The organism is Laspinema sp. D2d (assembly GCF_025370755.1).
Classification (GTDB): Bacteria; Cyanobacteriota; Cyanobacteriia; order Cyanobacteriales; family Laspinemataceae; genus Laspinema.
Window position 1 is genome coordinate 164,209 of sequence record NZ_JAMXFC010000005.1, and the last position, 20,682, is coordinate 184,890.

At 47.0% G+C, this 20,682-nt stretch carries 16 protein-coding genes; 10 read left to right on the forward strand and 6 right to left on the reverse strand.

Going from position 1 to position 20,682, the window contains the following annotated elements; genetic code table 11:
• Positions 1–149: 149 nt before the first annotated feature.
• The gene (gene lgt, locus NG796_RS05300) at positions 150–1,016 is read right to left on the reverse strand and encodes a prolipoprotein diacylglyceryl transferase (RefSeq protein WP_261204869.1); all 867 of its coding nucleotides are present in this window, start codon (positions 1,014–1,016) and stop codon (positions 150–152) included.
• Between the two features lie 191 nt (positions 1,017–1,207).
• Here lgt and NG796_RS05305 point away from each other — a divergent pair, with 191 nt between their 5' ends.
• The gene (locus NG796_RS05305; RefSeq protein WP_261204870.1) at positions 1,208–2,038 is read left to right on the forward strand and encodes a SirB1 family protein; all 831 of its coding nucleotides are present in this window, start codon (positions 1,208–1,210) and stop codon (positions 2,036–2,038) included.
• An 80-nt stretch (positions 2,039–2,118) separates the two neighbouring features.
• Here NG796_RS05305 and NG796_RS05310 read toward each other — a convergent pair whose 3' ends face one another.
• A complete protein-coding gene (locus tag NG796_RS05310; protein ID WP_261204871.1) occupies positions 2,119–2,580 on the reverse strand; it encodes an SRPBCC family protein in 462 nt (153 codons plus the stop codon).
• Between the two features lie 386 nt (positions 2,581–2,966).
• Between NG796_RS05310 and NG796_RS05315 the strand changes: the two genes are divergently transcribed.
• The gene (locus NG796_RS05315; protein WP_261204872.1) at positions 2,967–4,670 is read left to right on the forward strand and encodes a mechanosensitive ion channel; all 1,704 of its coding nucleotides are present in this window, start codon (positions 2,967–2,969) and stop codon (positions 4,668–4,670) included.
• 88 nt (positions 4,671–4,758) lie between these two features.
• On the opposite strand, the gene NG796_RS05320 is transcribed toward NG796_RS05315, so the two are convergent.
• Positions 4,759–6,231, reverse strand: a complete 1,473-nt coding sequence (locus tag NG796_RS05320; RefSeq protein WP_261204949.1) for a GTP-binding protein — start codon at positions 6,229–6,231, stop codon at positions 4,759–4,761.
• Between the two features lie 185 nt (positions 6,232–6,416).
• Positions 6,417–7,700 carry a hypothetical protein gene (locus NG796_RS05325; protein WP_261204873.1) on the reverse strand — a complete coding sequence of 428 codons (1,284 nt, stop codon included), beginning with the start codon at positions 7,698–7,700 and terminating at the stop codon, positions 6,417–6,419.
• A gap of 490 nt (positions 7,701–8,190) precedes the next feature.
• Between NG796_RS05325 and NG796_RS05330 the strand changes: the two genes are divergently transcribed.
• The 3 genes from NG796_RS05330 to NG796_RS05340 all read left to right on the forward strand — a co-directional run bounded on the left by NG796_RS05330 (position 8,191) and on the right by NG796_RS05340 (position 10,911).
• A complete protein-coding gene (locus NG796_RS05330; RefSeq protein ID WP_261204874.1) occupies positions 8,191–9,564 on the forward strand; it encodes a UDP-N-acetylmuramoyl-tripeptide--D-alanyl-D-alanine ligase in 1,374 nt (457 codons plus the stop codon).
• A 206-nt stretch (positions 9,565–9,770) separates the two neighbouring features.
• On the forward strand, positions 9,771–10,325 hold the full coding sequence (locus NG796_RS05335) for a 3'-5' exonuclease (RefSeq protein ID WP_261204875.1): 555 nt from the start codon (positions 9,771–9,773) through the stop codon (positions 10,323–10,325).
• A gap of 4 nt (positions 10,326–10,329) precedes the next feature.
• Positions 10,330–10,911 carry a GNAT family N-acetyltransferase gene (locus NG796_RS05340; RefSeq protein WP_261204876.1) on the forward strand — a complete coding sequence of 194 codons (582 nt, stop codon included), beginning with the start codon at positions 10,330–10,332 and terminating at the stop codon, positions 10,909–10,911.
• Positions 10,912–11,092: 181 nt separating this feature from the next.
• On the opposite strand, the gene NG796_RS05345 is transcribed toward NG796_RS05340, so the two are convergent.
• Together NG796_RS05345 and mutL are read right to left on the reverse strand one after the other, a co-directional pair.
• A complete protein-coding gene (locus NG796_RS05345; protein WP_261204877.1) occupies positions 11,093–11,965 on the reverse strand; it encodes a hypothetical protein in 873 nt (290 codons plus the stop codon).
• A 100-nt stretch (positions 11,966–12,065) separates the two neighbouring features.
• A complete protein-coding gene (mutL, locus tag NG796_RS05350; protein ID WP_261204950.1) occupies positions 12,066–13,736 on the reverse strand; it encodes a DNA mismatch repair endonuclease MutL in 1,671 nt (556 codons plus the stop codon).
• 394 nt (positions 13,737–14,130) lie between these two features.
• Here mutL and NG796_RS05355 point away from each other — a divergent pair, with 394 nt between their 5' ends.
• From NG796_RS05355 to NG796_RS05375, 5 genes are all read left to right on the forward strand, one after another.
• Positions 14,131–17,580, forward strand: coding sequence for a S8 family serine peptidase (locus NG796_RS05355; protein ID WP_261204878.1), 3,450 nt, complete (start codon positions 14,131–14,133; stop codon positions 17,578–17,580).
• Between the two features lie 317 nt (positions 17,581–17,897).
• Positions 17,898–18,422, forward strand: a complete 525-nt coding sequence (locus tag NG796_RS05360; protein WP_261204879.1) for an SH3 domain-containing protein — start codon at positions 17,898–17,900, stop codon at positions 18,420–18,422.
• Positions 18,423–18,523: 101 nt separating this feature from the next.
• A complete protein-coding gene (locus tag NG796_RS05365) occupies positions 18,524–18,721 on the forward strand; it encodes a hypothetical protein (RefSeq protein WP_261204880.1) in 198 nt (65 codons plus the stop codon).
• 482 nt (positions 18,722–19,203) lie between these two features.
• Positions 19,204–19,404 (forward strand): hypothetical protein, encoded by a 201-nt coding sequence (locus NG796_RS05370; RefSeq protein ID WP_261204881.1) that lies wholly within the window; start codon positions 19,204–19,206, stop codon positions 19,402–19,404.
• A 64-nt stretch (positions 19,405–19,468) separates the two neighbouring features.
• Positions 19,469–19,978 carry a hypothetical protein gene (locus tag NG796_RS05375; protein WP_261204882.1) on the forward strand — a complete coding sequence of 170 codons (510 nt, stop codon included), beginning with the start codon at positions 19,469–19,471 and terminating at the stop codon, positions 19,976–19,978.
• The last annotated feature ends 704 nt before the right edge of the window (positions 19,979–20,682 follow it).

The window sequence follows — 20,682 nt, forward strand, 5'->3', positions numbered from 1 at the left end:
CTAGGGTTTTTTATTTTTTGCAATCAATTATAGGGCAGGGTTACGGTAAAAATTAGAAACCGGGCTTCTTGGCAATATCTGTGCAACTTAGGCAAAAATTTAAGATAGAAACCCGGTTTCTAGTGCTTGGTTTCTTTTGAGGGGAATTTCTAGGAAGAAGAGGGTTCACTATTGTTCCGGGATACCACATCTGGCAAAGGACGATTGAACCCATAAAGCCAGACTAAGCCAGCGATTCCTATGACAATACCCGTTAAACTGACAAACTGAGCCATTCTGAGAGGACCGAACATTAAGCTATCGAGTCGTAACCCTTCAATCCAGAAACGACCGCAGCTATAGACGGCCATATAGACTAAAAATAATGTGCCAACTTTTAAACGGGGTTTGCCTTGGAGGTCCCGAAAGAATAAAAACAGTAATAAGGCAAATAAGGCCAAATTCCACAGGGATTCATATAAAAAAGTGGGATGAAAATATTGCTCGCCCACATATTGAAAGGGCCGAGATTCTGGGGGAATGTAGAGTTTCCAGGGTAAATCTGTGGGTCTGCCGAAGGCTTCGGAATTAAAGAAGTTTCCCCAACGTCCGATCGCCTGACCTAAAATTACGGAGGGTGCGACTAAATCGGCTAATTGCCAGAAGGGAATTCGTTTGAGTCGGGCAAAAATTAACGTGGCGATCGTCCCGCCAATAATTGCGCCGTGAATGGCAATGCCGCCTCGCCAAATCGCAAAGATTTGGCCCGGATTATCGGCATAATTTTCCCACTGAAACAAAACATAATACAGTCGCGCCAAGGGAATTGCGCCAACCACTAACCAAAGGATCAAGTCACCCATGAGGTCCGGGTTGATGTTGCGGCGTTTGGCTAAAAATTGCGAGAGACTGACGCCAATCAAGACGGCAGTCGCAATTAAGAACCCATACCAACGGATGGTTAAGGGTCCGATTTCAACGATGATCGGGCCTGGGGAGGCAAAGGTCAAGGCTAGGGGTAGAGTAACAAGAGTCATAACCTTAATAATACGCGCTTAGGGGGACGACAGGTGCAGTTGCCTTGGTTGTGTTTTGTTTCTAGGGTACTTCACGCCATAAAGTACATTGAAGGAACAAATAGTCAGGGGGCCGAATTTTTGCTATCTTCAGGGGGAGATAGGCGCGATCGCCTTGAGACCCCAGGGCAATTCTATTTACTTAAATTCAGATGAACTTTCCCCTAGCGCGGCAATCGTTCTACCACGAGATTAACCAAAACGACGACCAAATCGATCTCGCTAAGGCAGCGCTGTACATCGCGCAAGAAGAATACCCAACCCTCGATCCGGCGGAATATCTGAATGTGCTGGATGTGATGGCGGGGGAGGTGGCACAACGGTTAAAGGATCAACGCTATCCTTTGCGAATTGTTAAAGCGATCAATGACTATCTCTTTGAAGATTTAGGGTTTACGGGTAATACCCGGGATTATTATGACCCTTGTAATAGTTTTCTAAATGATGCGATCGCCCGTCGGACTGGCATTCCCATCACCCTAGCATTAATTTACCTGGAAATTGCAAGGCGGCTGGATTTTCCAATGGTGGGAATTGGGATGCCGGGACACTTTTTAATTCGCCCAGAGTTTGATGGGGCGGGTATTTTTGTGGATGCCTTTAATCGGGGTGAGGTGTTGTTTCAAGAAGACTGCGAACAACGTCTCCAGCAAATTTATGGTCCGGAAGTGTCCATGCGTCCGGAGTTTTTAAAAGCGGTGACGCGCAAACAATTTTTGGCCCGGATGCTGACTAATTTAAAAATGATTTATCTGAATCGCGGGGATTCGGAGAAATGCCTCGGGGCGATCGAACGGATTTTGCTGTTATTTCCCGATTCACCGTTGGAATTGCGCGATCGCGGTTTGTTTTACTATCAAAATGGCCGATGGACTCAGGCCCGTCAGGACTTACAAACCTATTTGGATGGAGTTCCCCAAGCTGAAGATGCCTCAATCATTCAGCAAATTCTCGATCGCATCCGTTGGCAAGAGAATGAGTAAGGAAAATCTTAAAAACGTTGTTGTATATACATAGGTTTCTAGTTTTGTCAATATTTCTTTGGAAAGAGCTTTTAACCGATTTAAGATAGGTTTAGATCGGGATCAAGTTGTTCAGCAATTTGTTTGAGGCGATGGAGTTGGGCCTGCATATCTTTTTGGGTCCAGGTTGCAGCAAATAGATTGAAGCCCCAGGCGACTAGGGGATTGGGAATTTCAAATTCAAAACGATTGACGAGGCGAGTTTGGTTGCCGTCCGGTTGACAATCCCAGCGATCGCAGCCTTTGAAAAATCCCTGAAACTCCCACACAATCAGTCCCGGTTGTCGTTGGGCGATCGCACAGTTTAAGCTGGGTTGCAACAGGGGAATATTCAAAATAAACCGACTACGACTCCCCACCCGGGTATCCCATTCGCCAATCGGTTCGCAACGCAAAGCGGGATTCAACCATTGGTGCATTAATGCGCGATCGGTAATACAGTAATCAACCACCGTAGGACTCGCCTGAATTTGAATAGACTGTTCAAAGACTTGAGATGACATGAGAAATGAGACCTAATGATGACAAGTTGTTATAGAAATTTCCCCGAGAAAGGGAATCCAACTGGGAGAGGCGGGGCACAAGGCCAGGAGGAATCGGTCCTAAAAGACAGCAGACCCTTCCCTCAGACTGGGGCAGAATTGTTACAAATCACTACAGTTTCAATCTTTTGTGACAAATTGTCCCTAATCTAATTTCTAGTTACGAACAATTGAAGCATAAAGCGTTTGCTCTGCCTCAGTTGAGAGTGGGGAAAAACGCAAAAGATCGCATAGACTACAGCAAAAGATGCATAGCCCTGTAGGATAAGGGCAAATGCACTGACTGGCATTTATTGAATGATCAACGCTGTTGAACGGTCATATCGGAAGTACACTCAAATCACCTTATGAATGGAATTTTGCACGGAATATCAGCAATAGCGCGGGGAAGTTTAAGCCCCGAAGCGCTGCTGGCTCAGGAACCAGGATTCTTTTCTGGCTTTGCTTTGGGGAACGTTACAGGATTTTTTACGGCGCTCTTTGAACAGTTGGGGTCATTCCTGCCCAGTTTATTAGGAGCGCTCGCCATTCTCATCGGTGGCTGGTTTGTTGCCACGATTGCGGCAGGAATTATTAGAAAGGTCCTCCACAACACGAATCTGGACAACCGGATTGCCAGTGCCGTCATGGGACGAGCACCGGGACAGGAGATGCCTCCTACTGAAAAGTGGATCTCGAATACGGTTTACTGGCTGATCATGATTTTTGTCTTGGTCGCCTTTCTCCAGGCCCTGAATCTGGAGGTGGTTTCCCAGCCCTTAAATCGGTTCTTAGAGCAGATTTTCGCCTATCTACCCAAGATTGGCGGTGCCGCAGTTCTGCTGGGTGTAGCCTGGATCCTGGCAACCCTGTCTAAAATGTTGCTGACTCGGGGATTAGCGCAGTTCCGGTTAGATGAACGGCTTGCAGAAACAGCAGAGACGACAGACCCCCAGACTGCTGGGGAAAGCCGGTTTTTACTCAATGAAACCCTCGGTAATGCGCTCTACTGGTTTATCTTTCTGTTCTTTCTGCCCCTAATTCTGAATGCCTTAGAATTAAATGTGCTGCCGGTTCAGAATTTGGTCAATGACTTTCTGTCGGCAGTGCCTAAAATTCTGATGGCCCTGATTATTGGGGCTGTCGGGTGGTTTATGGCCCGGATTGTGCGGGGGATTGTCACCAACTTGCTGGCGGCGACAGGAACCGATCGCCTTGGTGCTCAATTGGGACTGTCCCGGACTCAAGACGGAATGTCGCTGTCTCAACTGATTGGGACGATTGTCTATGTCTTGATTCTGATTCCGACGGCGATCGCGGCGTTGAATGCGTTGGAAATCGCAGCGATCTCGGCTCCTGCGATCGCCATGCTGTCGCAAATCATGTCCGCCATTCCCCTGATTTTGACTGCCGGGTTCATTTTGGCGTTATTCTATGCGATCGCCAAGTTCACCTCGGATCTGGTCATCCGCATTCTTCGTAGCATCGGGTTTAACAATATCTTCTCCTGGATCGGTCTGCCAACGACCCCCAGTGGTAATCCGCCCCAACCCCCACCGGCAGATGCACCGGATATGCGATCGGGTCAACAAACCGTCGTCCAACCCTCCTCGTCTCCCACGAGAACTCCCGCAGAAATTGTCGGGATTGTTACCTGGGTGGGCATTATGCTCTTTGGAGCAGTGGCAGCGACTGAAGTCCTGCAATTGCCAGCCCTTACCATCATCATGCAAGGCTTACTGGTCATTGCTGGTCAGGTTCTCGTCGGTTTGATCGTCTTTGGCATTGGCCTTTACCTAGCAAATTTGGCCTATCATCTCATTTCCGGTTCCCGAGGTTCCCAATCTCAACTTCTGGCTCAAGCGGCTCGAATTGCGATTATTGCTCTCGCCGGTGCGATGGCACTCCAACAAATGGGGATTGCTCCTCATATTGTTAACCTGGCCTTTGGTTTACTCTTTGGTGCCCTTGCTGTTGCCATTGCCTTAGCCTTTGGGTTAGGGGGCCGCGATGTGGCCTCGGAGCAATTGCGAGAATGGCGCAATGATTTCAAACAACGACAAGAAAAATAACAAGAGGGTTCATATCCCATAATTTAAGTATCTCTCTTTAAGTGAGAAATATCCGACCTTTTCAGGATAAAGCCTTGAAAAACAAGTTTTAATTTAACTCACTTGAGTTTTTGGGCTTTTTTCTTTCTCTCACTTTTAGGAGTTTTTCTTGAAGTTCCTCCTTAATCCGACCCATAATGGTGGTTTCATCAAGGGAATCAATGATTCGGGTGACCACAGCTTTTGGCCCATCCGGTCCCCAGGATGCCCCATTAGCCAAGTAGGTTTTGGTCACCTGACCAATGGCGTAGGAGGAAAACCCGGCGACACCGGCTTGGGTAATGGCAACGGAAAGATAGGGGACTAAAGATGCCCCACCCGTAGCCGGTGCCGCTAATCCTAATAAACCTTTCAGGGATGATAATCCCAGATTTGCCAAGAGTTCGCTGGCACTAATTCCGCCCATACTCAGGGCTATTTTTTTGAGCAGATTGATGGCACCGGCTTGAGTCATGGGAATGCCATAGAGCTTAGATAAGGTTAAAATTGTAGCGACATCAATCACCGCCCCACTGAGGATATCGATCGCCGTAATCGGATTGAGGGCGATCGCCACCGCTTTCGTCATCACCGCATTCCAAATCAATCGGTTGGCACTCTTGTCCCGAATCTGCATTTTGCGCTCAACCAATTGTTCATTCACATCCCCGGCATACAGCAGGGTATTCAACGCCACCAGGGATTTCCCCTCCCGGTCTAAAATTTCCAGAATTTTTAATTTTAAGTCATCGACTTGGGGTAAACCCCGCTTCATCTGCACCGCCATTGTGCCATCGCTTCGCGGGGTCGCTTGGGCGACTAAGGGGGCTGCTGCCGCCATAACGATTTCATCCTCCGACAGGAGTTCTTTGACCCGATCATCGCGGATTTTACGATAGACTGCCTCCCGATCGGCTTCGGGATATTGGTCAATTTTGTTAAAAATCAGCAGCATGGGTTTCCCCGCATCCCGCAACTGGGAGAGGGCTTCATATTCCACCTGGGTCATATCCCCGGCAACGGCAAATAAAATTAAGTCCGCACGAGAAGCGACTTGCTGGGCCAAAATTTCCCGGGTTTGACCATCCACTTCATCGATTCCGGGAGTGTCAATCAGTTCGATTTGAGACTGTCCGATGCCAGAGAGGGTAAGTTGGGTAATGTTGCCCTCTCCGCCATCGAGGGGCGATCGCTCCACTCGCCAATTCACTCCCTGAGAGGTCCGGGTTACCCCATGAATCGGCCCGGTTTCAAAGACATTCTGCCCCAATAATGCATTTAAAATCGATGATTTTCCCCGTCCCACCATGCCAAACACAGCGATTTGCACCACCGTCCGTTCTAGTTTATCCAGCATGGTGCTGAGTCCTTCAATCTCTGGATCCAAGCCTGCTCGTTCTTCCGGAGTCAGGTCCAGATTCGCCACTAACTCTCGCAGGGCATCTTTAGCTTGTTTGTAATTCAGGTCCGCTTGAATATCTGCAAACGACAAAATTGCCTCATCCAGTTCTCCATCTAAATTGGCGGAACCGGCTGAGGGCATGGGGGTCTGATGGGGGTTAGGAATTTGTTCCTCGTTCTCGTTGGAACCTCCGTGAGTCATAAGAGGTGGGCTATCCTTCAGCGCGCTACACTACCAATCCTAGTGCAGACCCGCCCGAGACGGGGAAATGAAATTGAGGTATTCACCTTCAATTTCCAGGATTAAAAGAATTTAAGGGTGGGATTTTAAGCAATTTGGCTCATGAAAGATAAGTCAAGGGCACCAAAATTTGTACTTAAGGCTACGTTGATATTTTCTAACATTTTGATGAGCCAAATAATGCTATCATTATTAGAATTTTCATAGTGGTTAAACAAGATGGAAAGCCGTTTTTCTAAGTAGGGTTTGACTTTCCGACAGAGCAGTACAATTTTCAAAAGCATTCCGGTTGTCCGGGTGGGTCCAATATTAGAAACCACATCCAGAAAGATAAAATGAGTGGGCTTTTGAGAACTTTCTACGACTAAAAAATTCAAAAGCTGGCTGCAAGTTCTAACGACTAGAAAATCACTGAGTTTCTGGGAATCACTCTGGGGCAGGGTGGCTTTTAAATGCTTACATAACTTGTCGTTAAATTGGCGTTTGCCATATTCGGGGTCGATGGACCCGATCAGGTAGTCGTATAGATCCGCTTTAAATTCTGCGTAGTTCGGAGTCTGACTGGTGTGGGTGATAAAGCTCTGGGCTAAGTCGCGGTAAGTGTGGCCCCCTTCTGCTTTGCCGACATAATCTTTGAGGGAATAATACAGTTCGCGATCGCTGAGTAAGGTGGGATTGTTCACCGGCGATAGGTTTCGGACTGCATTCACATTTCCCGTCCGTCGGACCTGCGATCGCCGGACTTGATAGGTGACATACTGGGATAAGTTAATTTCAAATTGCCGTTGCCGTTGCGCTTGAATTTTGCGCACGGTTTGTTGATGCTCATAGCTGCTATCTTCACTCAGCAGGCAATGAGAATAGAGGTAGGGATAGCGATCGATAAACGTTCCCAAGGGCCGATGCTCTTTAGGCGGGCTGATTTCCGAACTATGTTGCACCACCTTGGATAACCGGCGTAGGGTCAGGTACTGCTCCGTTGCGGTGAAATCTTTGACCAATTCTTGCAACTGTCGGCCCGTTCTTGAGCGACTATAAGGATTATAGCCCCCAGGTTGCTCAAACAGGGCCACTAACTCCGGAATCGCTTCTTGCGTTTGGCTGTGCATTTGCCAGCGATTCACTAAAATGTGGCAACATCTATTTAGAATAAACTTAAAATCTTGGTCCATGCCCTTATAGGTAAGCATTCGACCTAACGCCCCTGAGATCTCAGATTCGGGGTAGTCCCTGCCTTCAATAAAGAGGCTGTGAAAGCGCGAGATCATTTCGGACGGTGGCTCCGCTTTCACCAGATTGAGGAGGTGATCGTATAGTAACTGCTCCTCCTGGCTTGTTTTTCGGTTGTAAGGATCCGTTCGATGATTCACTTGACTTTCCCCCTGCCCAGATGTTTGGCTTGATTCAATTTTCCAGAGCGAGCGTTTTCAATAGGACACCATTTTCCCAGTGGAATATTGGCCCGACTTTGATAGATAATTTATGTTTAAATCCGCTTGGATAATAGCTATCACACAGATTCAGACCAGTCTCAGGCCACTGGGATTCACCCATGTTACATGAAACTCCCTAAAAGAGTCGGTGATCTCGGGCCACTTTTGAATAGGTCTGAGCTTTCCCTGATCCATAGGATCTCTATCTATTAGAATAACCTAGGCAGATCTCCTCAACCATTCAGTATGGTAAAAAGTCTGTGAAGATGCCAGGGGGGATTCACGGAATTTTAATGAAGATTTATCACGGTTGACCGTGGAAACACCTTTATGGTATATCCGATGCTTAGATTGGGGCGATCGCTGGCTTCGTCACCGCTTGCGGGGATGGTATCATTAATTTTTATTAAATTCAAGTCCTGCCACCATGTCTCGTTTTGTGACCCTTGCTCAACTAATTTCCCTCTTGAATGCCCAAGTCGTTAACCCGCTCTCGGAGGAACTTGGCGCAAAACAGGCCCTCAGTATTATTACGGATACGCGCAATTTACGGGCCGGTGAGGTATTTGTGGCCCTAAGAGGGACCCAATTTGATGGGCATCAGTTTATTGGGTCCGCATTTGACAAAGGGGCGATCGCGGCGATTGTGGATCGGGACTATGTGAACACCCATCCAGACTGGCCCCTTTTGGTGGTCCCGGATACCTTGGCAGCTTATCAGGCGATCGCCCATTGGTGGCGAACTCAGTTTGACATCCCCGTGATTGGCATCACCGGATCCGTCGGCAAAACCACGACTAAAGAATTAATCTCAGCGGTTTTAAACACCCAGGGTCCGGTTCTCAAAACCGAGAAGAATTATAATAACGAAATTGGTGTTCCCAAAACTCTCTTAAATTTAACCTCAGACCATGATTATGCCGTAATTGAAATGGCGATGCGCGGGAAAGGAGAAATTGCCCTCCTCGCCAAAATTGCCGCCCCTACCATTGGTGTCATTACCAATGTGGGTACTGCCCATATTGAACGCTTAGGTTCTGAAGCGGCGATCGCCTCCGCCAAATGTGAGTTATTAGAAAAAATGTCCCCAGAAGGGATTGCCGTCCTCAATTACGACAATTCCCGCCTCATGGAAACCGCAGCAAAAGTCTGGTCCGGCAAAACTCTCACTTATGGGTTAACTGGGGGAGACTTGCAGGGAACCTTAAAAGAGGGGGATTTCCTAGAAGTCGAAGGCGTAACTTTCCCAGTTCCCCTTCCTGGGGAACATAATGCTTTAAACTATTTAGCCGCATTAGCCGTGGCAAAACTGCTCAATGTGAGTTGGGAACCCCTCAAATCCGGTTTAACCGTGGAACTCCCCGATGGCAGGGCGAGACGGTATGAATTAGCCGATGATATTGTGCTTTTAGATGAAACCTATAATGCCGGTTTAGAATCCATGACCGCTGCCCTCCAAATGCTGGCAAAAACCCCAGGAGAACGGCAAATAGCGGTCCTGGGAACCATGAAAGAATTGGGGGAGCGATCGCTAGAATTTCATGAGCGCATCGGCAGCGTTGCCCAATCCTTAAATTTGGATGCATTGTTTATCTTTGCCGACTCCGCAGAAGCCGAAGCAATGGCAAAAGGTGCTACAGGTTTACCCGTAGTAGAAATTATCGATATCGAACAGCCGAATGCCCATGATTACCTCTGTCAGCGTGTCAAAGATTGGATGAAAAAAGGCGATCGCATTCTCTTTAAAGCCTCTCATTCCGTCCAACTTGAGCGCGTCGTCGAAAAACTACGGGCAGGTTAAATTTCAAGTAAGCACTAAGCCGTTGCTTTGGTCTAAAATTAAAACTCATCGAGTCGTTATAGCCCCAGTCCAGTTATCAAACTCAGACCCCAAACCCCGGGATTTTTAACAAAATTTATTAGAAATTGGCAGGAATTTTGTCAAAAATCCCGGGGGTTTCTCTCTACTGTACTAATATCCTATCACCTCCATCAAAGTAGTCAAATATGGCAATCAGACTAGATCGGATTATAGTCATTGACATTGAAGCAACCTGCTGGGAAAAAGAACCGCCCCCCAATCAAGAACGAGAAATTATTGAAATTGGCATTTGTCCCCTGGATATCACCTCCGGGGAATTACTCGAAAAAGAGAGTATCTTAGTCAAACCAAAACAGTCCCAAGTGAGTGAATTTTGTACCCAACTCACCACCTTAACTCAAGCACAAGTGAACCAAGGGGTATCCTTGGGACAAGCTTGCTCAATCCTCAGAAATAAATATATTTCACATCAAAGAATTTGGGCCAGTTATGGCGAATTTGATAAACGACAATTTGAAGTCGAGTGCGAGAAAAAAGGGGTTCGCTATCCCTTTAGTAATCGTCATATTAATGTAAAAACTTTGTTTTCTGTTATGTATGCGTTAGAAAAAGAAGTGGGAATGGCTGGGGCATTAGAACGGCTCAATTTACCCTTAGAGGGAACCCACCACCGAGGTCATGATGATGCTTGGAATATTGCTCGAATTTTGTCTGCATTAATTACCCATCACCGCAAATAAACTCATGCTTAATATCATTAACTTGAGCGATCGCCAGGATGCCTTAATCGAACCCTTGAGTCAATTACTCCTAGAAGGGTTTCGCGAAAACTGGCCGGAAGCATGGCCCACCCTCGATGCCGCCCGACAAGAAGTTTTAGATTCACTGACCGATGATAGAATTAATCGAGTTGCCATCAATGAAGTAGGCAAAGTTTTGGGATGGGTTGGCGGAATCTCTCAATATAACGGCCATGTTTGGGAAGTTCATCCCCTTGTCGTTGCCGCGAATTATCGCCGCCAAGGAATTGGCAGAACCCTCCTGCAAGATTTAGAAAAACAAGTCAGACAACGCGGTGCATTAACCCTTTGGTTGGGAAGTGATGATGAAATGAATATGACCAGTCTTTCTGGAGTCAATCTTTATTCTAATCTGTGGGAAAAAATTCGGGATATTCAAAATTTACGCGGTCATCCCTATCAATTTTATCAAAAATGTGGATTTGAAATTGTTGGAGTGATGCCCGATGCTAATGGTAAAGGGAAACCAGATATTTTCATGGCAAAATCTGTGGGTGTTCCTTCCTCATCTCATCAGTCTGAATAACCTGAATAGTAATATCAACAAGTGGGAACATCTGGCGGCTGATGAGTAGAATACAGAAAGATGTTCCCTCTCTTTCGTGTTTTGAAATTGCTATAAAATCTTTAAATCATAGACTATATATGATAAAAAATTCGGTTTTTTGACTTTTAAAACCAGAATTTTCTATCAATTATTTTCGACTTCATAAACCAATTTTTTGTTTTAAGTTTTCATCCGATGGGCCAAGTTTAGCAATATTATAGTCCTTATTGGGATAAGAGCGAGAAGGGTGATCAACAAAGAGACCCGAGGTGGTGCGTGGGGGTAGGAAACTCAGAAGTATCCCCCGCGATCGCAGGCTAAATTCTACCAATTTCTTGACCGGAATTGGGGGAGCCTGCATTTCAAAAGCCTGGAGTGATTTGTCATCTAACAGGCAGCGAAAGGCTACGTTAATTAGGGATTTGGGAACTAGGGGGAACCAGCTAGAAATCAAATCTACAAAAACTTGAACCAAATCTTTAGTCCAGGGGGAATTGTAAACATATTTATTTTCATAATCGGTTTTAAATGCTTTTATTCCTTCGAGGGTATTGGGAAGGTTTTTCATGTGCATTCGCTGACTAATTTCCCACCAAAATTGTACCCATGCCTGTATTTCATTTCCACACATCAGCCGCCAGCCAAAACGGGCATTCCATTCCACAGGCTCCACAATTAAAACAGTGGTGACGTATAAAAAGTCATCGTTATGAATGGGAAAGTGACTGTGAATATAATTCATGCGCTCAATACAAGCACGACCCTGTTCGCTATCATAGCCATGCTTAATCATTTCATACAAAAGAATAGAGGTGTCATCATACCGCTTTTGGGGATGTGTCTTCGCATAACCTCGTTTCGCAACCAGACCCGCTATTCGGGGACCGGCAAAGAACCGAGCAAATGCCATTTCTATTTGACTGCGTTGGAAATCCCAAGGAAACTCATAGCTCACCATGATTTTAACGATTTCTGCATGGTCTTTTATTGGGTCCATTGCCTGGATTTTATTCAGATTATCATAACGTCCCATTGTCTGCTCCAAATGGTAGTGATTATGCCCAAATTTAGCACTAATTTATTGATAAATTCAACGACAGAAATTGTTACTACAAACTAAAAAAATTATTGTGTTAAATACCATGACTTTTTCCGATGACCCAGTGACGGCGGAAAAAGCGCGCTAGGGAGGACTCTTCTAAGGATAAATAGATAGGTCGGCCGTGGGGACAGGTGCGGGGGTTACGGGTGCGTTGCCAGCGGTCTAAAATATCCTGCATTTGGGGTAAAGTGAGAGGGGTTCCGTTACGGATGGCGCTACGGCAGGCGGTGGCGACTTGTGCTTGTTGTAAGTCTCCTCCTAAGCTCAGTTCTATGAGGGCGTCGGCACAATCGTCCCGTTCTGCTAACAGTTCGGGGAGGGTGCGAACGGCCCATAATTCGCTGCCAAAGGGTTGGATATCAAGTCCGAGGCGGTTGAGTTGTTCGAGTTGGGCGGGGGTGAGTTGATTGAGGACGATCGCGGGTTCGATAGGGACAAGTTGCCAACGATCGCAGAGTTGTTCGTATAAAATGCGCTCATGAGCGATATGTTGTTCCACTAACCATAATCCGTTAGGATGTTCCGCAACGATATACATTTGGCTGACTTGGGCGACAGCGCGTAAGTGCAGGGGTTGCGCCCGACTGCCTGATTGGGAATTCTCCTCGGGGTTCGGGTTGACGTGATATGCGCCTTTTTCTTCGGACGCTTTCAAGAGTTGGGTGACGCGGTGTTGTGCGGCGTCGGGGGTGGTTTCTGGATTTAACTGCAACCCTTGGGCGATCGCCTCCTTAATTCGTTCTTGCCATTGGTTGATATTCTTGAGATAAATTTCAGCTTTCGCCGGATGCCGGTTCCAGTCGATTTGTTCCGGGGAAATTCGCAGATGCAGCAAGCAAACGGGGTATCGATCGCGCGGTAAGGTTCGGGCAAATCCAGCAATTATGGTTTGTTCCAATTCCGGCGATCGCACACAGCGTCCGTTTACCGCCACCTTGATCCAATCAGGACGTTGGCGATGACAGCGATCGGGTAATCCCAACACCAGGGAGATGGATTCTGCCTCACTCACCGATAGGGTTAACGCTTCTAAATCCCCACCTTTGACCCCGCGCAAAATTTGGGGCAAAATTTGCTGCGCACTTTGTCCGGGGGTAATTTTAAACCAAGGGCGATCGTCTTGTTCCACCTGCCACAGCACATGAGGATGGCATAAGGCGATGTGCTGAATCATCTGCTGGATATTTTTAACTTGTTGGGAAACATTGGGCAACCCCTGACGCCGGGGTTTCCAGCGTTCAAATAGATCACAGACGGTTACAATTGTTCCCGGGGCGATCGCCGTGGGTTGGACTTGTACTGCTTCACCTTGAGAATTATATTTCGCACACCATCCCTCACCTTCTGCGACTCGACTCCTAATTTCTAACTGGGACAACTGTGCCAAACTATGCAGGGCCTCACCTCTAAATCCTAAACTGGTAATGTTCCATAAGTCGTAAACATTGTGAATTTTGCTGGTACTGTGGGCAGTTGCCGCCTGTTGCAAATTCTGCACATCCATCCCACATCCATTGTCCGCCACCCGCACCCGCCAGAGTTGGGGCCACACTGATACCGAAATCCTCGTTGCACCGGCATCTAGGGCATTTTCTACCAATTCCCGCAAAACTGCCGCCAGAGAGTCGATCACTTCTCCAGCGGCGATCAGATGTACGACATCTGGGGGTAGGGTTTGAATAATCCGTAACCCGTTTGGCATTTCGTTCCTAGAATTGGGTGGTAACAGAACTTCGTTCACTTCCGTTGGGGTCACTCCTCAAGCCGACTAATCGGTTCCTATGGTATCAGAAATCGGGGACAATGAGGGGGATAGCCTTTCCTGGACTCATCGGGTACAGATGCGATGAAGAAGGGGTTGGCGGGGGCAAAAAAAATGTACAGGATCACTAGGGAACCGCTCTATTCACAATGGGGACTTCCAGAAACGGGATTCTGACTTCACGAACGAGTAGGTAACCTTGTAAACTCGTAAATTTTACCTTAATCGTAGCCACAAGCATAAACTATTGTTGCTAAATTCAACGGTTTCTGGAACTCAGTGCTTTAATAGAAGTCATCCTAGCGAATATAAAACACTTCTGGACCCATCACCGATGTCTTTAGAATTATTTGATGCTAGTTATTACCTTGCTGCCAATCCGGATTTGGCTGCTGTTGGAATTGTCAGCCCAGACCGACTGTACCGACATTTTCAAACCTCGGGTTTAGAGGAAGGACGGCCTTTTTCACCGTTTGTAAATCTAAATTATTATCGAGAACAAAATCCTGAATTAGCCTTTGCAGGACTTACCTCTAACAGCCAAATTTTAAAACATCTGGAAGGGTGGGGGATTGCGGAGGGGCGGAGTTTCTCCCCTTTGTTTGATCTCAAGTATTATGTGAATGCAAATCCGGGCCTTGCCTCAGTATTTGCAGGCAACCTGGAAGGAGCATTTCAACACTTTTTAACCCGAGGATTTGCTGAAAATCGCCGATTTTCCCAATTTGTTGATTTGGACTACTACTTAGCGGTTAATCCGGATTTAGAGCAAGCGTTAGGAGGCGATCGCCGTGCGGCATTTTACCATTTGGTGAATACCGGGATTGCCGAAGGACGCCGATACTTGCCGGGAGATATCGGGGTCATCAATTCGTCTCACACTGTGGGGTCTGATCCGAACACCCGTCCTGTTGTCACGTCCCTGGATACGGAAGACTACTATAAGTTTCGTCTCGATACTTTTAGTGATATCAGCGTCAAATTGGACGGCAACGATGCCTCAGCGAACATTGACTTAATTCGGGACCTGAATAATAATGGGATTCCGGATGACGCTGAAGTACAAGCGGCGATCGCTGCGGAAAAAGCTCCTGTCTCACAACTTGATCGCTTTGCCACAGCACCGGGAACCTATTTTGTAAAAGTGTCTGAATCTGAGGGAGATACGGCTTACCAAATTAACGTCTCTGCCATTCCCTCAAGTCGCCTCTTGCAGGCCAATCCTGATAATACTTTAAATGAGGCATTATGGATTGGAGATTTAACTCGTCCTCAAGCCCATAAAGGGTTTATTGGCACTCAAAATTACCATGATTTTTATCAATTTACCGTTAATTCTACCAGCGATTTACGGCTCTCTTTGGAGAATTTAAGCGCTAATCTCCAAATTCAAGTAATTCAAGACCGCAATGCGAATGGTATTATTGATAATGGAGAAATTGTTTCAACCCAAACTAATAATACTCGCAACCTGATTGATTTAAACGGGGATGGAGAAATTGACTTCATGGAGTATCTCAATTCCTTCCGACCCGTAGAAGAACCCGAACCCTATCCGGCCACAGTTTACCTCTCTGGGTTACTACCAGGAACCTACTTTGCCCGAGTTGTTCAGGTTGATAATGAGACACCTTACGATTTGATGATCGAGTCTATTCCATCGGGAGTACCCGCATCCGGTGCAAGAAATACCGAACCCATTAGTTTCGGACAGATTGGGGTATTACGCGATCGCTTTGAAGTGGCTGATTTTATTGGCGAAGCTAACCCTTACGACTTTTATCAATTCGAGGTCAATCAGACTCGAAATATTGATATCAAATTGCAAAGTTTAGAACAGCCTGCGGATTTGTTCTTGATGCAGGATATCAATAATGATGGTGTTTTTACCTTCCAGGAATTTATCGCTTATCCCCAACAAGAACCCACATTCAGCCCACAAATTAATCGGGTACTGGGACAAGGAACTTATTTCCTGGGGGTGGTTAAAGTTGGCGGAAATACACCCTATTTCCTCACCATCGATCAAACGGCTCCCAACCTACCCTCTTCCGGCGCGGGAAATACCTTGGGGACTGCCGCCGATATAGGACTATTATCCGAGGTGCAAATCCCCAGTGATTTTTTGGAAAGCACGAACCCCGAAGACTACTATAAATTTACGCTGGATTCTTTTAAAGAAGTCCAAATTTCTCTGTATGAACTCAGTGGAAATGCTCAACTTTCTTTGATTGAAGATATCAATGTAAATGGGGTCATTGACCCCGATGAAGTCATTGTTTCCTCGGAATCTCAGGGTGCCTCTCAAGAAAAAATTGAACGGATTTTGAATCCGGGAACCTATTTTGTCCGGGCCAATACTATTCAAGGAGATAGCACTTATAATCTTTGGTTAGAAGCTAAAGTTCCAGAACTTTTCCCCAATGGAGGGGGGAGTAATGTCGCGGAAGCCTTTAATTTTGGGTTGCTCGATCGCGTGCAGCGCACATCAGGAATTATTGGCACCGAAAATCCCAATGATTTTTACCAATTCCAACTTGATCGCCCTAAAACCATCAGCCTATTTGTAGATGGGTTAAGTGATAATGCCGATTTGTATTTAGTGCAAGACCGGAATTTTAATCAAGTTATTGAACCCGAAGAAGTGGTTGCCCTTTCCACTCAAAAAGGTTCTACATTAGAACAAATTCACCTCACCCTCGATCCAGGAAACTATCAAATTTTAGTCTCCCAAGTGGGGGGTCCAACGGCCTATGATTTGAGTATTTCTCCACAGCTTTTTAATCGCTCATCGGGCTATGGAATGGTGAATGCAGCAGCCGCAGTGGCAGCAGCGATCGGGACTGAACCCTTCGTTGCCGCACCGACACAGGTGGGGTCGAATTGGGTTCCCGATATGGTGAATGCACCGGCTGTCTGGAATCAAGGTTATACAGGTGAAGGGGTGATTGTTGCCGTTATTGATGGTTATTTAGACTATACTCACCCTCAGTTAGCAGGCCGGATTTGGACCAACCCCAATGAAATCAACGGCAATGGGATTGATGATGAGGGCAATGGATTTGTTGATGATATCATCGGCTGGAATTTCTTGGAAGGCAGTAATCAGATTAATCGCATCGATCCTTTAGAGGGTCATGCCAGTCATGTTGCGGGAATTATTGCGGGTAATAACAATGGCATTGGGAATACGGGAATTGCTCCGAATGCCGTGATTATGCCCGTCCCTGTCATTGGGGCATTTACGGGAAAAGAAGAACAAATTGCTGATGGAGTTCGCTATGCTGTGGATAATGGCGCGAGGGTGATTAACTTGAGTTTGGGCGGTGGGACTGTGAATAATATCCTGAAAGATGCCCTCATTTATGCGCGAGAAAAAGGAGCCGTTATTGTCTCCGCCTCGGGAAATGATGGACTTAACTCGCTTGGAGGAGATCAACGGTTTAGTTCAGTCCGATATCCCGCCGCTTATGCATCAGAATTCGGGATTGCCGTGGGTGCAGTGAATCGCGATCGCCAGATTGCTGACTTTACCAACCGTGCAGGTACTGACCTCCTTAATTATGTGGTTGCACCGGGCGAAGATGTCTATTCCTCGGTGCCCATTAATACCTATGATTTCTGGAAAGGAACCTCAATGGCGGCTCCCGTTGTCAGCGGTGTAGCGGCACTCATGCTGAGTGCTAATCCCAATTTAACTCCCGAACAAGTTGAGCAAATTATTACCGGAACTGCCAATCCTAATGGTATTATTGAAGATGGGGTCTTCGATATCTTGGGTTAATTTAAAATCAACCGGATAGGGACATGGCACAGCCATGTCATAATTGAGATAGAAAACTTCCTCTCATCCGGTTGAACTTTCAATTCCTCTAAAAACTAGGAAGAGTAAAAAAAAGCTAAATCACGCGGTAAGATAGCGAATCGGGCAGGAGGGGGAGCATCTTGCTCCCTTATTAGACTAGGAAGCAAGATGCTTATACTTATGAATTTTCTGACAATCTTGATTGACACGGGCTATCTCTGGCTCACAGAATCTGCCCAGTTTCATCAAACAACATCAGATTCTGTGCTCTCACCGAATTCTATAGGAGTGTAGAAATGAAACGCAATGTTGTGGTTTTTTCTGTCTTGAGCTTCTTGACAATTTTGGCGCTTGTGCCGTTGAGTTGGGCACAATCGGATCAGAATATTGATCCGCGCTGCCGGACCTGGTATCGTCGGGTGACGACGGAAGGGGGTGTACTCAATGTGCGAGAGAATACCGATCGGACTTCAAAAATCCGGGGAACAGTTCCGAATGGTACGGTGGTATTATTTAATACAGGCGATCGCACGGGAAATTGGTCGGAAATAACTGTACCAGGCGGGTTGACAGGGTGGGTCGCCGATCGCTTTCTCACCTACCATCATTACGGGAACACGCAGTTTACAGGGACAATGCAGGTCAAAACCTTAGAAGGGGGACCCGTTAACTTGCGATCGCCCAGTGGAGAAGTGATGGGTCGTGTCCCGAACGGAACCCTTGTAACTGCCGAGAATCATACCGTAGGCTATTTTGCCAATGTCATCACTCCCGAGGGTCGCCGGGGTCAAATCGTGACTCAATTTTTAATCTGCAATTAGCCAGTCCTCCAGACACCGGATCTCAAAACGGTGAAACCCTGAATTCCTCCCGACCAAATTGCACTAAAATTCAGGTAAAAACCTCAATGGAGACGGATACAATGGGACGAAACGCTAAACTTAAAAAAATCAGACGGGAAGCGCCACCCTCAGACGCAGCACCCCCGGTTCAACCCGAGGAACCGACTAATTTTGTGCGAGAAATGGACCATCAGGGTTATCACTTGAAACAAATGATCCCTGCACCGGATATCCCGGAATCCCAAATGGAGCCCAAAGCACAAAACCCCAGATTGTAGCCTCCCCTTTGGATGAAGAGTGGAGTTATCGGGTGGGTGAAAGTTCCGGGGTGACTCAGCGATCGCCAGCTAGGGGGTTTCTGACTCAGTTTTCTCATGCTTGAATCCCTGAATCCCTATCTGGCGGTGGAATACCCGGTTCAAAGAGGAGGTCCTTTGGAGCAAACAGTTGGCTCTGGGTGCTCTTAAACTCTACAATCAAGAAAGGAATCGCGCTCCCAGCTACGAGGACAGTGGCTCACCGTTCCTTGTAGGGCAGGCGATCGCGACCTGACCCCACTCTCGGGTTTTTCTGCCGCACGATTTAAGGTTTGATTATGTTGGAAATGCTCCTATTAGATATCTTCGTTATTCTTGCCGTTCTCTGGTTCATTGCGGATCCGAACAAGCCCAAACCTGTGATGCGTCGTCCGAAAAAAATGCCCTCCCTTCGACGTACCCCATTGGTTTCTTCAGGGCCCTCCTATGTTGAACCTAAAAAAATGACTGCCGAACTGATGCCGCAAGTCTCGGAGTGGCGATCGCCTGAATCCGTCATTCCCCATCAAGAATCCACGGGATCCGAGTTGGTCACCCCCAGCGCACCACCTTTGGAAAAAAAATCCGTGCGCAATCAGAGCAAACAGGTGAACACTCAGCCGATGTCTGGGGAAGCTCAATGGGGTTCAGTTTCCACCAAGTAACGCCTGCGACTTAGCCCTATCCACCCAGGGCGATCGGCCCATCCCCAAATTCAACCTTAAATCCATGAGTGAATCCTTTCTGGTTAATCTTAAAGAAGCCTTCCTGAATGCACCGGGGTTTTGGGAAGGCAGTCTTTCCGAAAAATCAGGTAACTGGTGCAAGCGAATTGAGGGAGTCGATACCACAGTGACGGATGGGTATTCGATTCTGGGTGATTTTGTCAGTAACCTCAGCGTCCAAACCTTTCAACAACCCGGACTCTATCTCCATTGCGAGAAAAAAGGCAGCAAAAAAGCGACTCAGAAGCGGTTGTACAGTTTATTTGTACTCGAACCCAATGGCACAGTCCAAATTATCAAAGAATACCGGAGTTCGAGTAAAGATTGGGCAGTGGAATTATGGCCGGATATTGAAGCCTTTCTGGCCTTGCAAACCGATGGGGTAGAACAACGACGACAGCAACTGCTTTCAGAAATCGAATCCTTGGAGTTTCAACTCTCTCAGCGTCGCGCTCAATTAGCTGCTTTGGAGTTTTCTGACCTCTTTTCCTCCTCTACTGTACCCCCGGACTAACTTTCTCGCTAATCCGTTAAATGATTAGACTGCTCGCAAAATAACAGATTGATCCCTCTTTGTCTCCGGTCGATCCCCCTCTTACAAGAGTAGGTTTTTTACGCTCAGGGAGATTGCCTTAGATTAACTGCACATCCGGTCCCCTCCCCTTGGCAAGGGGAGGGTTAGGGTGGGGTCCTCTTCATCTGGCGATCGCCACGTCACGAAGAAAGAGGTTGGCACCCGGCTCCATACAGGTGCGATCGCCTCCTTATGAGTGACGCGCAAGGGGCGCAAGCCACGTCAGAGAGGACCCCACCCTAACCCTCCCCTTGCCAAGGGGAGGGGACCGGAGATGTAGTTAAGCGTAAAAAATCTACTCTTGTAAGGAGATCCCCCTCCCGTCCCCCTTGGAAAGGGGGATGCCAAAGGAATAAAGGTTTAGTGCTCATTCATCGGTGTTTTTAACCTGATTTGGGTTAAGTTTCCCGGGGCAGTTAACGAGATTTCGAGCTTTTCGGCGATTTTATAAATTTTTGTTAAAGAACTGTGGGGTTACACCCCTCATGGTTTAAGATAAGGTGCATTAGTAGATGCACCCTGATGGCTTCCCGTTCAACTTGAGCGGGATTTTTTTTTGTCCAGGGAAATAAAAGCTCCAGGATTGAGAAGGGCGCAGGGACAATCCATCTGCAATCTTCAAAGCTCAAGACTCAATCCTGGGA

Bases quoted from the DNA above. Each gene is read 5' to 3' on its own strand.
- lgt (WP_261204869.1), bottom strand. From the start codon at position 1,016: ATGACTCTTGTTACTCTACCCCTAGCCTTGACCTTTGCCTCCCCAGGC.
- NG796_RS05305 (WP_261204870.1), top strand. From the start codon at position 1,208: ATGAACTTTCCCCTAGCGCGGCAATCGTTCTACCACGAGATTAACCAA.
- NG796_RS05310 (WP_261204871.1), bottom strand. From the start codon at position 2,580: ATGTCATCTCAAGTCTTTGAACAGTCTATTCAAATTCAGGCGAGTCCT.
- NG796_RS05315 (WP_261204872.1), top strand. From the start codon at position 2,967: ATGAATGGAATTTTGCACGGAATATCAGCAATAGCGCGGGGAAGTTTA.
- NG796_RS05320 (WP_261204949.1), bottom strand. From the start codon at position 6,231: ATGCCCTCAGCCGGTTCCGCCAATTTAGATGGAGAACTGGATGAGGCA.
- NG796_RS05330 (WP_261204874.1), top strand. From the start codon at position 8,191: ATGTCTCGTTTTGTGACCCTTGCTCAACTAATTTCCCTCTTGAATGCC.
- NG796_RS05335 (WP_261204875.1), top strand. From the start codon at position 9,771: ATGGCAATCAGACTAGATCGGATTATAGTCATTGACATTGAAGCAACC.
- NG796_RS05340 (WP_261204876.1), top strand. From the start codon at position 10,330: ATGCTTAATATCATTAACTTGAGCGATCGCCAGGATGCCTTAATCGAA.
- NG796_RS05345 (WP_261204877.1), bottom strand. From the start codon at position 11,965: ATGGGACGTTATGATAATCTGAATAAAATCCAGGCAATGGACCCAATA.
- mutL (WP_261204950.1), bottom strand. From the start codon at position 13,736: ATGCCAAACGGGTTACGGATTATTCAAACCCTACCCCCAGATGTCGTA.
- NG796_RS05355 (WP_261204878.1), top strand. From the start codon at position 14,131: ATGTCTTTAGAATTATTTGATGCTAGTTATTACCTTGCTGCCAATCCG.
- NG796_RS05360 (WP_261204879.1), top strand. From the start codon at position 17,898: ATGAAACGCAATGTTGTGGTTTTTTCTGTCTTGAGCTTCTTGACAATT.
- NG796_RS05365 (WP_261204880.1), top strand. From the start codon at position 18,524: ATGGGACGAAACGCTAAACTTAAAAAAATCAGACGGGAAGCGCCACCC.
- NG796_RS05370 (WP_261204881.1), top strand. From the start codon at position 19,204: ATGACTGCCGAACTGATGCCGCAAGTCTCGGAGTGGCGATCGCCTGAA.
- NG796_RS05375 (WP_261204882.1), top strand. From the start codon at position 19,469: ATGAGTGAATCCTTTCTGGTTAATCTTAAAGAAGCCTTCCTGAATGCA.